13 protein-coding genes are annotated in these 16,093 nt (G+C 25.1%); 11 read left to right on the top strand and 2 right to left on the bottom strand.

The features are described from left to right. The first annotated feature begins 9 nt into the window (after window positions 1-9). From ACH5BK_RS01470 to ACH5BK_RS01455, 4 genes are read left to right on the top strand one after another with little or no spacing between them, the layout of a single operon-like run. A complete protein-coding gene (locus ACH5BK_RS01470) occupies window positions 10-1,065 on the top strand; it encodes an EAL domain-containing protein (RefSeq protein ID WP_404304029.1) in 1,056 nt (351 codons plus the stop codon). Next, window positions 1,065-2,459: a cryptochrome/photolyase family protein gene (locus ACH5BK_RS01465; RefSeq protein ID WP_404304028.1), complete on the top strand. Its 1,395-nt coding sequence runs from the start codon at window positions 1,065-1,067 to the stop codon at window positions 2,457-2,459. The genes ACH5BK_RS01470 and ACH5BK_RS01465 overlap by 1 nt, the downstream gene beginning before the upstream one ends. 41 nt (window positions 2,460-2,500) lie before the next feature. Next, complete coding sequence (locus ACH5BK_RS01460; RefSeq protein WP_404304026.1) at window positions 2,501-3,742, top strand: putative DNA modification/repair radical SAM protein; 1,242 nt, start codon at window positions 2,501-2,503, stop codon at window positions 3,740-3,742. 1 nt (window position 3,743) lies between these two features. Beyond that, entirely contained in the window at window positions 3,744-4,472 is a 729-nt protein-coding gene (locus tag ACH5BK_RS01455) for a TIGR03915 family putative DNA repair protein (protein ID WP_404304024.1), read from the top strand. 15 nt (window positions 4,473-4,487) lie between these two features. Here ACH5BK_RS01455 and ACH5BK_RS01450 read toward each other — a convergent pair whose 3' ends face one another. Then, window positions 4,488-5,156: a hypothetical protein gene (locus ACH5BK_RS01450; protein ID WP_404304022.1), complete on the bottom strand. Its 669-nt coding sequence runs from the start codon at window positions 5,154-5,156 to the stop codon at window positions 4,488-4,490. A 214-nt stretch (window positions 5,157-5,370) separates the two neighbouring features. Between ACH5BK_RS01450 and ACH5BK_RS01445 the strand changes: the two genes are divergently transcribed. The 7 genes from ACH5BK_RS01445 to ACH5BK_RS01415 all read left to right on the top strand — a co-directional run bounded on the left by ACH5BK_RS01445 (window position 5,371) and on the right by ACH5BK_RS01415 (window position 14,346). Beyond that, window positions 5,371-5,883, top strand: a complete 513-nt coding sequence (locus ACH5BK_RS01445) for a lipocalin family protein (protein WP_404304021.1) — start codon at window positions 5,371-5,373, stop codon at window positions 5,881-5,883. A 4-nt stretch (window positions 5,884-5,887) separates the two neighbouring features. After that, complete coding sequence (locus tag ACH5BK_RS01440) at window positions 5,888-6,172, top strand: TIGR03643 family protein (protein WP_404304020.1); 285 nt, start codon at window positions 5,888-5,890, stop codon at window positions 6,170-6,172. A gap of 141 nt (window positions 6,173-6,313) precedes the next feature. Beyond that, window positions 6,314-9,487, top strand: a complete 3,174-nt coding sequence (locus ACH5BK_RS01435; RefSeq protein ID WP_404304018.1) for a hypothetical protein — start codon at window positions 6,314-6,316, stop codon at window positions 9,485-9,487. Beyond that, window positions 9,484-11,499, top strand: a complete 2,016-nt coding sequence (locus ACH5BK_RS01430) for a hypothetical protein (RefSeq protein ID WP_404304016.1) — start codon at window positions 9,484-9,486, stop codon at window positions 11,497-11,499. Before ACH5BK_RS01435 ends, ACH5BK_RS01430 begins: the two co-directional genes overlap by 4 nt. Window positions 11,500-11,602: 103 nt before the next feature. After that, window positions 11,603-11,866, top strand: a complete 264-nt coding sequence (locus ACH5BK_RS01425; RefSeq protein WP_404304015.1) for a hypothetical protein — start codon at window positions 11,603-11,605, stop codon at window positions 11,864-11,866. 65 nt (window positions 11,867-11,931) lie between these two features. After that, entirely contained in the window at window positions 11,932-13,419 is a 1,488-nt protein-coding gene (locus tag ACH5BK_RS01420; RefSeq protein ID WP_404304014.1) for an ABC1 kinase family protein, read from the top strand. A gap of 9 nt (window positions 13,420-13,428) precedes the next feature. Continuing rightward, window positions 13,429-14,346 (top strand): NAD(P)-binding protein, encoded by a 918-nt coding sequence (locus ACH5BK_RS01415; RefSeq protein WP_404304013.1) that lies wholly within the window; start codon window positions 13,429-13,431, stop codon window positions 14,344-14,346. A gap of 107 nt (window positions 14,347-14,453) precedes the next feature. On the opposite strand, the gene ACH5BK_RS01410 is transcribed toward ACH5BK_RS01415, so the two are convergent. Continuing rightward, a complete protein-coding gene (locus tag ACH5BK_RS01410; RefSeq protein ID WP_404304012.1) occupies window positions 14,454-16,082 on the bottom strand; it encodes a DUF6119 family protein in 1,629 nt (542 codons plus the stop codon). Window positions 16,083-16,093: the final 11 nt, after the last annotated feature.

The following is a 16,093-nucleotide window of genomic DNA, read 5'->3' as shown; positions in this document are numbered from 1 at the left end:
GAGTTTAAAATGAGTTGTATTTGTAATAAAAATTTTTGTATTGAAAACAGTGAGGGAAAAGTTCATTTTATCACAATCGTTCCAGAACTACTTTTTAAATGTAGAGATCTTTTAAAAGATATGAATAACTTTACTCAAGAAGAGAATATTTGTAGTTTTGATATTGAAAATGTAAGAAGTTTTTTTGAAAATAAAGTTGATTTTTTTGATGAACATTTTACTTTATTTGAACAAAAAGAGATAAAAGTATTTATAGAAACGAAAAATGAACTTTTAAGTATATCTTCTGTATTAAAAGCAAAATCTTTAAATATTTATTTAAACTTTATAAAAGACAATAGTTTTTTTGAAATTTTAGAAAGTGAAACCTTAACTACACATTTTCAACCAATTGTTGATTTAAGAAAAAATAAAATATTTGCTTATGAGTGTTTGACAAGGGGTGTTTTACCAAATGGAAAACTAATGTACCCTAATGAACTTTTTGAAAAATCAAATAGAAATGATACAAATTTTAGACTTGATAAATTATGTAGAGAATCAGCTTTAAAAACAGCAGCTGTAAAAAAAATAAATGCAAAAGTATTTATAAACTTTATTCCAACTGCAATTTATGATCCAAAATTTTGTTTACAAAGTACAGTAAAATGGGCAAAACAACTTGAACTAAATCCTAAGAATATAGTTTTTGAAGTAGTTGAAACTGAAAATGTAGAAGATAAAGTACATTTAAAACAGATATTAAACTACTATAGACAACAAGGATTTAAGATAGCTTTAGATGATGTGGGAGAGGGGTATTCTTCTTTGAATATGATTATTGATATAAAACCAGATATTATAAAAGTTGATAGAAATATTATAGATGGTATAGATAAAGATGAATTAAAACAATCTGTATACAAAGCTTTACAGTCTCTTTGTATTGATAATGATATTGAAATTTTAGCTGAAGGAATTGAAACCCAAGAAGAACTGGATACAGTAAAAAAACTTGGGGTTGATTATGCACAAGGTTATTTTTTCGCAAGGCCTAGTTCAGAACCTGTAAGAAGAATTTTCTAATGCAATATTTTTTGATATATCCTCATCAGTTATTTAAAAAAACTGATGAGTTAAAAGATAAAAAAGTCTTACTTATTGAAGAGCCATTATTTTTTACTCAATATAAATTTCATATACAAAAACTTGTATTACATAGAGCTTCTATGAAATTTTATGAAAATTATTTAAAGCAAAAAGGTTTTGATGTAGAGTATTTTGAAGATGAAAAATATCTACAAAAATATATAAATGAAGAGATTTTTATGTATGAACTTTTTGATGACTATTTAGAAAAAAAAGTTTACAAAAACTTTAAAAATATTACTACAGTTAAAAACCAAAACTTTTTACATCCAAATGATAAATCAAAATTTTTACATCACTTTTATATGAATAGAAGAAAAGAGCTTAATATTTTTATGGAAAATGGCAAACCTTTATATGGCAAATATAGCTTTGATAGTGAAAATAGAAAGAAATTACCTAAAGATATTTTTGTACCAGCCACATTAGCTTACGAGAATAAGTATATTCTTGAAGCAAAAGAGTATTCTAAAAAGTTTAAAACAATAGGAACTTGTGAAACTTTTAATTACCCTACTTCTTTTTCTGAGGCTTCTTTACAATTGGACTATTTTATAAAAGAAAAATTTGAAAACTTTGGGGATTATCAAGATGCAATAACAAAAGATGAAAACCTAATATATTTATTTCACTCAAATATTTCCAGTAGTTTAAATATAGGACTTTTAAGTTTAGAAGATGTAATAAATAAAATCAAACAAGCAAATGCTCCTTATAATGCCAAAGAAGGTTTTATTAGACAGATTATTGGATGGAGAGAGTTTATGCTTAAAATCTACGAAGATGATGGAGTAAAACTTAGAAATTCAAACTTTTTTAATTTTAAAAACAATATGCCAAAAGCAGTTCTTGAAGCAAAAAGTGGTATTTCTATACTAGATGATGTAATAAAAAAAGTTAATAAAACTGCTTATGCTCATCATATAGAACGACTTATGATTTTAGGTAATATATTTTTACTTTTAGAAATAAAGCCAAATGATATTTATGAATATTTTATGCAAAATTATATTGACGCTTATGATTGGGTAATGGTTGGAAATGTATATGGAATGAGTGGCTTTAGTGATGGTGGAAGTATAACAACTAAACCTTATATAGCTAGTTCTAATTACCTTATAAAGATGAGTGATTATTCTAAAAAAGAGCCTTGGTGTAAAATAGTAGATGGTTTATATTGGAGGTTTTTACATAAATACTCACATCTTTTTAAAGATAATCCTAGAATGAAAATGCAAATTGCACTACTAAATAAAATGTCAAAAGAAAAACTAGACTTACATCTAAAAACAGCAAATGAATTCTTAGATATATTATATTACAAAATGTAATATTTTTACTTTAGATGGTATTTTTTTAATAAAATATAAGTATGAAAAATAGTATATATAAAAAGATGGAAGTCTTAGCAGACTCGGCAAAATATGATGTTTCATGCAGTTCAAGTGGAAGTGATAGCAACTATAAAACAGGTGAACTAGGAGCTACACATAAAAGTGGAATTTGTCATACATATACAGCTGATGGAAGATGTGTATCTCTTTTAAAGGTTTTGTTTACAAATCATTGTATTTATGACTGCTCATACTGTATAAATAGAAAGTCAAATGACATAAGAAGAGAAGCTTTTACACCTAGACAATTAGCTGATATAACAATAAATTTTTATAAAAGAAACTATATAGAAGGTCTTTTTTTAAGTTCTGGAATTGTAAAAGATGAAGATCATACTATGAATTTAATACTAAGAGCTTTGAAAATATTAAGACATGAATATAAATTTAATGGTTATATCCATGTGAAACTAATTCCTGGTTCATCAGATGAACTAATACGTGAAGTAGTAGCATTAGCAAATAGAGTAAGTTCAAATATAGAACTACCAAGTAACAAATCTTTAAAGCTTTTAGCTCCAAATAAAACAAAAGAAAAAGTACTACAACCACTAAAATATGCAAGAGATATTAGTCTAGAAAAAGAGACAAAGCCAATAGGAATGAGTACACAACTAATAGTAGGAGCTACTCCTGAAAGTGATAAAGATATACTAAAACTAAGTTCTGTTTTATATGATAAAGCTTTATTAAAAAGAGTATATTATAGTGCATATATTCCTGTAAATGATGATAAAAATTTACCAGCAGTTATTACTAAACCACCTTTACTTAGAGAACACAGACTTTATCAAGCTGATTGGCTTTTGAGATTTTATGATTTTACTTGGGATGAAATAGTAGATGAAGAAAATCCAAATTTAGATGAAGATGTTGACCCAAAAACTTTTTGGGCACTACAAAATCTACAATATTTTCCTATGGAAGTAAATGCTGCAAGTAAGGACGAGCTTTTAAGAATACCTGGTATTGGTGTAAGAGGTGTGTTTAAAATACTAAAGGCTAGAAGATTTAAAAGCTTAGATTTTGAGGACTTGAAGAAGCTAAAAATATCTCTAAAAAGAGCAAGATACTTTATAACTTGCAAGGGAAAATATCAAAAAGATGTAGCTTTTTATAAAGAAGATATAAAGCAAGCCATTGTAAAACCACCTCAAAAAAAGATAATTCAACCTAGTTTATTTGATATGGATTATAGTGCTATAACAGGTGAGATATAAGATGGTTTTACAATATGATGGGAGTTTTGAAGGTTTTTTAAGTCTTGTATATGAGGTGTTTTATAAAAAATACAAACCTAGTAAAATACTAAGAAGTGAACCTAAAACCTTGATTTTAGATGAGATAAAATATATAAAAACAGATGAAAAAAATGCCTTAAAAGTAGTAAGGGCAATAGAAAAAAAGTTTGATAAACAATCTTATGAAAAAATTATTAATACCTTTATGTGTGATACAAAAGAGTTTGAGATAGAGCTTTTAGCATTTGTTATTTATGGCTTTAAAAACAAAGATGAACTTTTTAATATAAACAATTCATCAGTTTTTTATATAGATAATCTACAAAAAGAACTTTTTAGACATGTACATAAAATGACTGGTTTTACAAGGTTTGAAGAGCTTGAAGATGGAACTTTATATGCAAAAATTGACACAAAGTTTAATGTGGTTTATTTTTTAGGTAAGCATTTTTTTAAAAGATTAAATAATCAAAAATACATAATCCATGATATTAATAGAAAAGTCGCATTTATAAAAAATGATTATTTTCTTGGCGTTAAAGAGGTTTTAGATTTTGAAGAACCAAAGGTTTCAGATGATGAACAGATGTTTCAAAATCTATGGAATACTTTTTTTAAAGCTGTTAGTATTGATGAGCGAAAAAATGAAAAATGTCAAAAAAACTATGTTCCCCTACTTTATAGAAAATATATGACCGAGTTTGTTTAAAACTATTTAAAACTTTTAGAACTGTTTTATGAAATTTGTATTTTGATTTTGAGCATTTTTATACTCTTGTTTTAACTGTTCATATTGTAAATAGTAGTCATTATATAAAAATGAATAATCACTATTTTTATCTTTGTATGTGTCATACTGATTTTTGTATGAACTACTTAAAGTATCCAAAAATGAAAAAGAGTTAATCTCAAGTAAAATCTCATCAAGTTGTTCTTGGGGTATTTGCTCAGTTGTTTTAAGATTTTCATTATTTATTCTGTAACTTGCACTTTTATGTAATAAGTCACTTAAACTATTATTTGTATTAAGTGATGAAAAATAATTGTGTTTATCTTCATATTTTGTTGATAAAAAAGTAAAGCCCATATTGAAAGGTTTTCCTAATACTGTGTTAAACATAGCTTTAGATAAATTTTCATCATTTGAAAAAAGTGTAGCAAGTCTTAAGTTTTTTGCCATTTGTTTATTTTCTTCATCTTTGAAAAGATACTCTATTTCTTCAAGTGAAATATTTTTTATATTTTCAAAACTAAGACTAGTTGTTTTATCTGTTTTAAAATCTTTATCTAAAGAGTTTTTAACTTCTTTTAAAAACTCCTGATTTTTCGTACTAATATTATCTTTTTTAATATTTGCTAGAAAATTTAGCTCATTTATATTTGATGTAAACAAAACACAACCTTTTCATAGTTAAAAATACTATCAAAATATAGTAAATAGCCATATTTGGCCTACAAAGGCTTTTTATGATTTTAATCATGCCATTGCACTACTAAAACAAACCTCGTCCAAATATGTGATTAAGAATATTTTAAGATATAAACTTACATTTTAAGCCTATTAACATTTATTCTTATTATATATAATAAAACAAAAAAGGACAAGTATGAAAAACTTTTTTCTTCTTTTATTAACTGCATTTTTATTTTTGGGGTGTAGTTCTAAAAATCTTCCCTTAGAAACAGTAAACAAAGTTGACATTCAAAAATATCTAGGAACTTGGTATGAAATAGCAAGGTTTGAACACAGATTTGAAGAAGGTTGTAAAAATGTAACTGCAAATTATTCTTTAAAACAAAATGGTGATATAAAAGTAGTAAATTCATGTACTCAAATTAAAACAGGAGAAAAAACCCAAGCAACAGGAGTTGCTTATGCAACTGATGAAACAAATAGTAAATTAAAAGTTAGTTTTTTCAGACCATTTTATGGGGATTATTGGGTTTTGATGTTAGATGAAGATTACAAATATGCTTTAGTTGGTTCACCAAATAGAGAGTATTTATGGATTTTATCTCGAACAAAAACAATAAGTAAAGAAACAAAAAATAAGATTTTAGCAAAACTTCCAGCTTTAAAGTTTGATGCTTCAAAATTTATTTGGACTATTCAGGATTAAAAATATGTATTATAAAAAACTTCTTAAACCAAAAAAAGCTAAAGAGTTAGAAAATGATATGCAAGAGTTTGATGATAACAGACTTATTGAAATGGCTTGGCAAGATAGAACTACATTTGATGCTATATACCTTCAATATGGACTTACAGAAAATCAAGTAAAAAAAAGAATGAAAAAATTACTAAGTAAAGATGGTTTTAAAAGATGGAGAAAAAGAGTTCATGGAAGAGCTACTAAACATAAAAATAAAATCTATCATAAACCAGATAGATTTCAAGGGCCATGGTAAAAGAGAAATTACTTATTTATTTCTCGTTTTTTACAATAAAATTTCATTTAATAACGAATATTAATCTCACTTTTATTTACTTATAATAGAATCTTTTCTTTATTATAAAATAAACAAATAATTTGTTTTAGAGGAAATTTTATGCAAGAACTTGAAATAGAAGTTAATTTTAATGATAAAGAATCATTAAAAGCTTCTTTAAAAACATTAAATAAAAAGATGTTAAAAATCTTTAATTATACTGAAAACAATAGTTATTTTATGTGTGAAAACTATCTACCTATCATTACTAATGAAGGTAAAAGTATAACAAAAGAAGAGATGTTTGACAATGAGATTTTAGATAAGGTTATTGGTTTAGCAGCTGATTTATCAAAAAATAATCTATTTAAAATTGATGAGACTTATGTAGATAATTCATTAAATGTATTTACTCAGTGTTACTTAGTTCATAAAGCTTTAGAAAATGGTTTAGAAAATGAAGTTTTAGATTTTGTAGAAAATATTGTAGCTTTTAGTATAAAGATAAATGATTCTAGTTATTTTTGGTATGATGAGTGTAATGTTTATGGAATTGACATCATAACAACACTAGCTTTACATAACCCTAAGTATATACATTTGATATCTGAATATATTATTCCTTATTGGGATGATGAACACGCTCCTTATATTTTTGAGTATCTACCATATTTTATGAAAAAACATGGATTTTCAAAAAATATACTAAAAGCTCTTGCTTATACACATAGTATTCAAAGCTTTTTTGCTTGTTTTATGCAGTATGATGAGCAGTATGGAGAAGTTAGTAATGGTAAACTTTTTGAGCATTTTAAAGATAATTATGATGATTATATTTATTTTAAAAAAGAGTTTTTTAACTATCTTAGAAAATACCCAAGATCAAATGAAGATGAAGATTTTGTACATTTAAGTACTAAAATATTTAAAGTAATTATTGGTGAAAATTTAGAAGAAAGATTTGAAGAAGAGTTTACAAGTAATACAATAGAAGAAGAACTTGTAATATTTTCAGATGAAATTGATGAAGTTTTAGAAGATTTCTCTTTAGATGAATATCCTTTTATAAGGGATGAAGATGGGGAAACAGAAGAGATAGAAGATTATGAAGAAGATATCCTTGATACTATTAGAATAAATGAAGAATTTTTTATGAAAGGCTTTGATAATGGTGAAAAGATATATGATTATGTCCTTTATGGTAAAAATCAAGAACTTTTAAAAGACATAAAAAAAGTAAAAGATTTTAAATATTTTGCTGCAAAAAAAGAGTTAAAAATATTAAAAAGATTTAACTATTATGGTGTAGATTTCTTATCAGATATAGCAGAGCCATTTATTACTCAACAATTAGAATGTGAAGTTAGACAATCTTTTATTGGAAAATTTTTGAATAAACAAAGGGACATTAGTCCTAAACAAAGAGCTTTAAGAGCTTTTGATGTTTTATTTAGAGCTTATGGTCAAGATTTAGATGAGTTTAGTATAAGACAATTAACTCAAGAGTATGAACTTTGTAGTTTAGATGAAGTATTTAAAAGATATTCATTATATACAAGTAAAGAAGATTTAATAAAACAAATACAAGGTTTGATGAATAAATTTTATGGCAATGAAACTTCAAGAGAAGATTTAGAACAGTTAAATGCTTTATTTTTAAAAGACAAAACACTTTGGGATGATATCTTGTCTTCTGTTATGCACAATAAGACTGTGGGTGTAGATGAAGATATAATTCAAATAATGCCAAAATTAAGTAGATCTGATATAAAAGGTTCTTATTTAGTTAGTGTTGCATTTATTATTCATAAAAACTTTAATGAAAATGATGAAAATATACAAAAACTAATTAATTTCTTTAAAAATAATGTATTTATAGTATTTGCTACAATTCTTAAAGAGTATGGAAAAACAAGTTATTATGTTGAAAATGATACTGTAGATCAGTCATATTTAGTTGATGAAGTACTTAAGTATTGTATTGATTCTTCTTATGATTATGAGAAAATTAAAGAAAATATGAGAGAACTTTCTTATATTAATGAAGCAAAAAATGATACAAAATATGTAGGTCATGAGATGGGTATTCCAATGCTTGGTTTATTTAGTAGTGACGAAATGCAAGGCTTATTAGCTTCTATAGTATATATTTATAAGTATGTATCAAAAGATATGCAAGAACAAATTTTAAGAATATATACATTGATTCTTGATCTAGCACCTGTAAAAACAATCAATGGAACTTCTAAATCTTTTTTTAATCAATATTCAAAAGAAGAATTAGAAAAAAATCCATTAGTTTATTATGACTTTATAGAGCTTTTAGAAAATATGGGTCTAAAAAGTGAGTATATTTTAGCTTGGGAAATAAACAGGGCAAATAGAAATAAATATAGAGACTTTTTTGTTAATAGACTGGAAAGTCTAAGTGAAGACTATATATCAGACTCCCAACAAAGTGGTTCTATGATTGATGCCTATAGAAACAAAAATGTAGTAGCAATAAAAGACAGCATACAATATTTAGACTTCATAACAAAAAGAGAATTTCTAAAACTTATAAATGATATAGAACCTAGTGATGAGTATTTTATATGTTGTAAAAAGCAGTTTGACAAAATGAATTTTGATTTTGCTAGAAGATTAACTCCTTGGGATAATCCAGAATGGAATATGGATGAAGATGAAAAGTTAAAATATAAAGAAACGATAGAAGCCAATGCTAAGTTAATTGAAGATTTTTTATTTAATAATAGCTCTTTTGATGAAATTCAAGAAAAAATTGTTAACCAAAAAGACCATTATACTCCTGATGATTTATCTGAAATCATTCCTCATTTTGATACAAAAATACAAGATAAATATTTTTATTTAATATGTAAAATTGGATATATAAATAGAGTTTATGATCATGTAAGAGTAGCTTATGAAGATGAGTTTGAAACTTATGGCTTAACACATAAACTTTTTTATAAAATAACTAGTTTAGGGATAGATGAAAGTTTTGCTTTAATGTTTATTTTATCACAAGCTACAAGAGAAGCGCAATATGCCGAAGATGATGAAGATAAAAACTTTCTAAAAGCATTGATGGATATTTACCCTCAAATAGACCTTTATGAAATATCAAAAGATTATAAAGAGAATAAAATCATATTTATTTTAAGAGAAATAGCAAATGATGAAAGAGAACAAACACAAGAAATAAAAAAACAAATACTAGAAAAATTCACTAATCATAATAAGCTAAAAGTACAAAAAGTTGCTAAAAGCTTTTTAGAAGGCATGAAATGAAAAATATAATATTTTTATGTTTAACTGCTTTATTTTTTGTATCTTGTAGCTCACTAGAACCTCAAAAAATTGAGTCAAAAGACTTGCTTATAAAAAAAGCAAATCAAGGTGATATAAAAGCTATGGTTAGCTTGGAGAGAAATTACAACTTTGTAAATAGCAAAGAAGGTTTATTTTATTATGAAAAATGGTATAAACTTATAGATAATAAAAGTGATAAAAATGATGTTTATAGTTTATATAAAATTTTTGAAGAGTATAAATACAATATTGCTAATGGAAAAATAAAAAGTAAAAAACTTTTAGAACTATCTAAAAATTCAAAGAACTTTGAAGGACTTTATAATCAAATAGAACAATTAACTTTACAAAGAAAAAGAAAAGAACTTCAAAAGTTTTTTGAAGATAATTATAAGAGTTTTACTAATGAACAGTTAAATAAAGTACTTCTATTTCTTGAAAAGAAAAGATATTTTCCTAGAAATTTAGACATAGTTACTTATATGAAAAGTAAAAATTTTGTTTTACCTTATGATTACTATTTTAAGAAGATGAAAAGTGATAGAAAAAATGAGCAAAAAAGATTAGAATCTATCAATAAACAATATAGTTTTAATGATAAAGAAAAATTAAAAAAAAGTATTAATTATTTTATTTATAGAAAAGATTTTGTAAATGCAAAAAGATTTATAGATAAACTTAAAACACTAAATGAAGAAGATGTAGTTATAAATACACTTTACGCAAAGTTAGAAGATAAAAAGAAATATGAGTCAAAAGAGGCAATAAAATACCATAAAAAAGCAGCGATTTTAGGTAATTATGAAAGTTCATTAAAATTAATAAGATTTTATATGAAAAACAAAGATTATAAAAGTTATATGGATTTTAAAGAAAAAAATAAAAATACAATTTCATTTAAAAAAGCAATGGGATTTTTTTATTCAAAAAAAGGTGAATACACTAAAGCAGTAGAATATTTTGATAAAGTGGCACAAAGTGGAGATACTGATACTATAATAGCACTTGCTGCTTACACAAATGATAGATATAGATTTTCTCCTGAAATCCAAAAAGTTAGAAAAAAATATCAAGCTTATATATTAAAAAGTGATGATTGGGAACTTATAGAAAAAATATTAGATAAAACTACACGTTATGGTAATAAAAAATATTTTAAACAATTCAATAAAAAACTTTTAGATAAGTTTGTAGAAAAAGGTAAATATATACAAATAAATAAGTTTTATAGAAGAGTACCCAATGAAAAAGATTCTTTAAATTATCTAATAGAAGCTTCTAAAACAGGAGATATTGTTTCAAATATAACTTTAGCAAAATACTATTCAAGTAATAAAAAATATTTTAATCCTTTAAAAACTATTGAAATCTTAGAAAAATTAGTACATAGAGGAGAGATTTTTGCTGTTAAAATTTTATTAAGATTTTATCATAAACCAAGTTATAAATTTAAAAAGTACGAAGATATAAATAAAGCTGTCAAATACTTTGATATACTTGCTAAAAATGATGATTTAAATGCAATAAGAAGTTTAGTTAGAATTTATATGCAAAATGAAAAAATAAAAGATTATAAAAAAGCTTTATATTACCAAAAAATGCTTGCATACAAAACTAATTATAGAGAAGACTTTAGGGAGCTTGGAGCCTTATATACTCTAAAAGAAACACAAGATTTTAAAGAAGCGAGAAGATATCTTAATAAAGCTATAAAACTAGGCAGCAAAAAAGCTTATTTACATTTAGGAATGCTTCACTTTAAAGATAAAAACTATCAAAATAATGTGGAAGAAATTAATCATAAAAAAGCTTTTGAGTATTTTAAAAAAGCAGAAAATTATTCATCTACATCATGGTATTTTTTAGGTATTTTTTATAAATATGGTTATGCTGTACCAAAAGACTTAAAAAAAGCAAAATTCTACTTAGGAAAAGCCTCTGCTTGGGCTGTACAACACGCAAAAAAAGAATCAAGAGAAATAGAAGAATAATCTTCTATTTCTACACTTTTAAACAATTTATATAATCAAATGACAAAAACTACATACTAAAAGCTCTTCTTTTCTTATAAAATAAATAAAAAAAGGACATAAGATGTTAAAAGAATTAATTTTTACAGGTTTAGGGGCAACTGCTGTTATCAAAGAAAAAGTTGAAGATGAACTAAAAAAACTTGAAGAAAAAGGGAAAATTGATTCATCTGATGTTAAAGGCTTTATAGAATCTTTGGAGAAAAAGGGACAAGACGAAGAAGAGAAGTTCAAAAAGCAAATCAAAGATAGTTTAAAAGAAGCTATTGATGAGCTAGGTCTTGTAACTAAAAAAGATTTAGAGAAGTTAAAAAAGGATTTAAAATAGAAACTTTTTTCTCTAAACTGAAACTCTACTCACCTAAAAGAGTCTATAAAGTCTTTAGGTTTTTAATGACTGTTTATTTAGTTATTAAGAAGAAAGAGAGTTTTATGTGGATCAAACCCCTTGACCCTAAAGGCTTAAAAAACACTACTATACATTTGGGTGCAAGTTTCATAAAGCTTGCACAAGTTCTAGCAACTAGAGCTGATTTTTTTAGTGAAGATTACTTGAGTGAATTAAGAGAACTTCACGATCAACTTCCTACAATGTCAAATGACAGTTTCCAAAGGGTATTTGAAAGAGCATTTTCAAATACTCCTTTTAAGAAGTTTGATAAAAAAGCTATTGCTTCTGCATCTATAGGTCAAGTCCATATAGCTAAACTAAAAGATGGAAGTAAAGTAGCTGTAAAACTTAGACGTGAGGGAATAAAGCAAAGAGTTATTGCTGACATAAATATAATCTCTTTTTTTAATAAAATATTTAAACCCCTATTTTCACACTATACAAAAAACTCAATAGAAGCTGTGATAGTTGAGTTTTCAGCTATGATTAGACAAGAAGTTAGTCTAACTACTGAACTTCAAAACTTGAAAAAGTTTTCAAATACTTATAAAGATGAAAATATAGGTTTTCCAAAGCCTTATGAGCAATACTGTAGTGATGATGCTCTTGTTATGAGCTATGAAGAAGGCTTTAGATTTGATGATAAAAAATCAATACTTAAGTACAATATAGATTTTAACAAGATTATCGCAAATCTAGTAAGCTTTTATACAACTCAGATGTTAATAAAAGGGTATTTTCATGCTGATCCACATCCTGGAAATATTTTAATAACAAAAGAAGGAAACATCACTATGCTTGATTTTGGTATGGTAAAAACCGTGCCAAATGATAAAAGAGTAGCAATAATTGAGCTTATAAAAGCTGCAAATGAGCAGGATTATGAACTATATATTAGTGCTAGTAAAAGACTTGGAACTATTGCTTATGAAGCACCTACAAGTGAACTTGCTGAGTTCACAAGCAAGATGTTTGATATATTCTCAAATGATAACCTTGATAGCGAATCTATGCAAAAACTAGCATTTGAAGTTTTGGAAAGCACTAGAAATATGCCTTTTAAACTTCCAAGTGATGCTATATATATTTTAAGAGTTAGTGCTATTATCGAGGGTCTTGGAACTACATATATTGAAAACTTCAATGGTGTAAAAGATATTTTGCCAATACTAAAAGATAATCTTCCAAAAGCTCTTGGAGCAAAAGACTCAATAGTTGAAACAATAATTGATGAGATAAAAGATATACCTTTTACAATCAAAGATTTAAAATCTACTATAAAACAAGCAAGTGAAGGTGACCTTGAAGTTCAGATTTCGCAAAATCAGTTGGAGTACTTAACTAAAGAAGTTAAAGAGTATTTAAAACCTAAGTTTGTATCTTTGTCTTTGATGATAAGTTCGATTTTTATTTTACTTTTAGATAAAGAATATAAAGAAATAGCAATAGGACTTTTTGTCTTCGCTCTTGCTAGAATAATATATAAATAAGGAAATATTATGAATATAGCTATAATTGGTGCAGGCTTTAGTGGTTGCTACTTATACAATAGATTTAAAAAAGAAAATCATGATATTAAAATCTTTGAAAAATCAAGAGGATGTGGTGGAAGACTTAGTACAAAATATATAGATGATAAATTTGTAGATCATGGTACACCCTATTTTGAGACAAATGAACCTGACTTTATATATTTTGCAAATAGGCTTGAAAGAAAAGGTATTTTAAGAAAAGAAAAAAACAAATATTTCCCAACAAATGGTATAAATAAATTTTGCTCTTCTTTAATAAACAAGCAAGATTTGATAAAACAAACAAAGATTACAAAGTGTGTTAAAAAAGAGTCTTTATGGTACTTGTATGATGAAAAATCAAAATGCTATGAAGGTTTTGATTTACTTATATTAACTATTCCTGCACCACAAGTTTTAGAAATGGATATACAAATAGATGATAAAATAGCTGATGATTTATCAAAAGTAAAATACAATTCAATAGCAACACTTATACTTCATGATGATAAAGAGTTCAAAATAAATGAAGATTTATATAGCTCACAGTTTTTTAAAAAAGTAGTAAATAATAGTGAAAAATACAACTACAAAGAGTTTTCAAGTTATGTTTTCCATGCAAATGAAAGCTTTTCTACAAACAATAATGACAAAAATAAAGAAGATTTAGGAGTACAAATATACAACTATATAGACTATTTTCAAAAAGTAAAACTACCTAAATCAATATACCACATCGCTCATCTTTGGAAATACGCAACTGTTAAACAAGGTTTAGAATATAGCTATTATTTAAATAAAACAAGAGATTTAGCACTATGTGGGGATTATTTCAAAAAAGCAAACTTAGAGGGAAGTTTTCTAAGTGCTAAGGCTTTGGGGGATGAGTTAAGTAAAAAAGAATAGTATTATAAATATTGACTTCAAAATTATATAATCATTCTTTTAATAGTTAATTACAATTTATAAATTGTCTCATAAACTTTTGTAAAATATTGATTTGTACTTATTTATCAAGAATTATTATCAATTTTTAACACCTTAACTTTTATTCCACTTGAAACTATGTTCTTTATACTTTGTCTTAATGCAATTTTACTAAAAAAAGGTAAGTCGAGTATTTCTTTTTTTGAAATAATCCCATATATATAAGTGATTTCATTTTTATTTATGTTGTCTAAGTCATCAAATAAACCTATGGAATGTACATTATAAAATGATTTATTTATAATATCTCTATATTTTTTTTCATTAATCAATAATTCACATGAAACAATACATTGCGATAATAAATGACTTAAAGATTGAGATGAATTTTTATATCTTTTTATACAAATAAATTCTTTATTTTTCGTTAAAATATCACAAATTTCAATTTTGTCATAAGGTCTATTAGGAATATTTTTGAAGTTTTGTTTATCTAAATTTATTACTATATGAGAATTCTTTATTGAAAAATCATCATTATATATACCTTCTGATAATTCACCTTTTTCATTTTTATGGTTGAATGCAATAACATTTAAATCTTTCAATTCTTTTGTAATATATTCTTCTAAATCTTTATCAATTATTTTATAGTAGGAGGTTTTTACATGATACAACTTATTATCAGTAAATATATATTTTTTGTTCTCTTTAATGAAATATTCAAAATATGACAGTTCAATTATGGATTGCTTTACAGGTTCATCTTTATTTCCTAAATTAATATTAATATATAAATCTTTTAAATTCAGCTCATTATTTCTTAAATTATTTTGCTCTAAGAATAATAATAAAGTATCTAAATTAAGTTCATCAATTTTTTTATTATAATTTTTATATTCAATTGTATATGAATCAATATCATAGTAATCTGCGCTGGGTTGGATTAAAGTTAATGATTTATCTTTATTAACTATTCTTTCTTTTAACTTCTCATGTGCTACTTTTATCTCTTCATCAAAATCAATTATTTTTAAATTCTCAATAAAGTCAAAACCATTAGTTTTAAAATTAGTTTTATTATAAGAGTCTAGTAGATTTATACAGAAATCATTAATCAAATCTAAGTTTAATTCCGTAATGACTTTTAGAGAATCTTTTCCTATTAATGATTTAGAAAATGTTGACTTATCAGTAGTTCCTGATAAAGAATGAAGTAATTCCATATTCTTATCAAAATCAAAACTACTCATAAAATCATTATTGGGAGTAGTTTCTCTTTTGAGTTTTGCGTTGTAATCTAATCTTCTTGCATCGATTGCTTTTATACTATACATATCAAGTTCATTAGCAGCTATTTTTATACCAAAATCTTGTACAATTTTAGATTTATTAATAGAATGATATGAATATCCCATCGTGAAAGCAAATGTTCTATTCTTTACTGTTATGAAAAACAAGAAAGAATTTGATTGATTTTCAATTTTTGGAAAATTGAAAACTGTCTTAAGTTTTTTTGTCCATTTTGGTTCTTTAGGTTCTGTTTTCTTTATAAAACCTTGAATATTATTGAAGTTATCATTCTTTACTTCAATTGGGTCATATTCATTAATTACAGATTGTCCTTTTACTAACTTAAATAATTTATTAATATCATTTTCATTTTCTTTAAATAAGTAGCAAACAAAAGTAAATGTTGGATTTTTAGCAATCAAAATTATAACCT

The sequence above is a fragment of the Arcobacter sp. YIC-80 genome, from assembly GCF_044841725.1.
GTDB lineage: Bacteria > Campylobacterota > Campylobacteria > Campylobacterales > Arcobacteraceae > Arcobacter_B.
The sequence above is the reverse complement of the archived record's forward strand: the minus strand, read 5'-3'. Positions and strand labels throughout refer to the sequence as shown.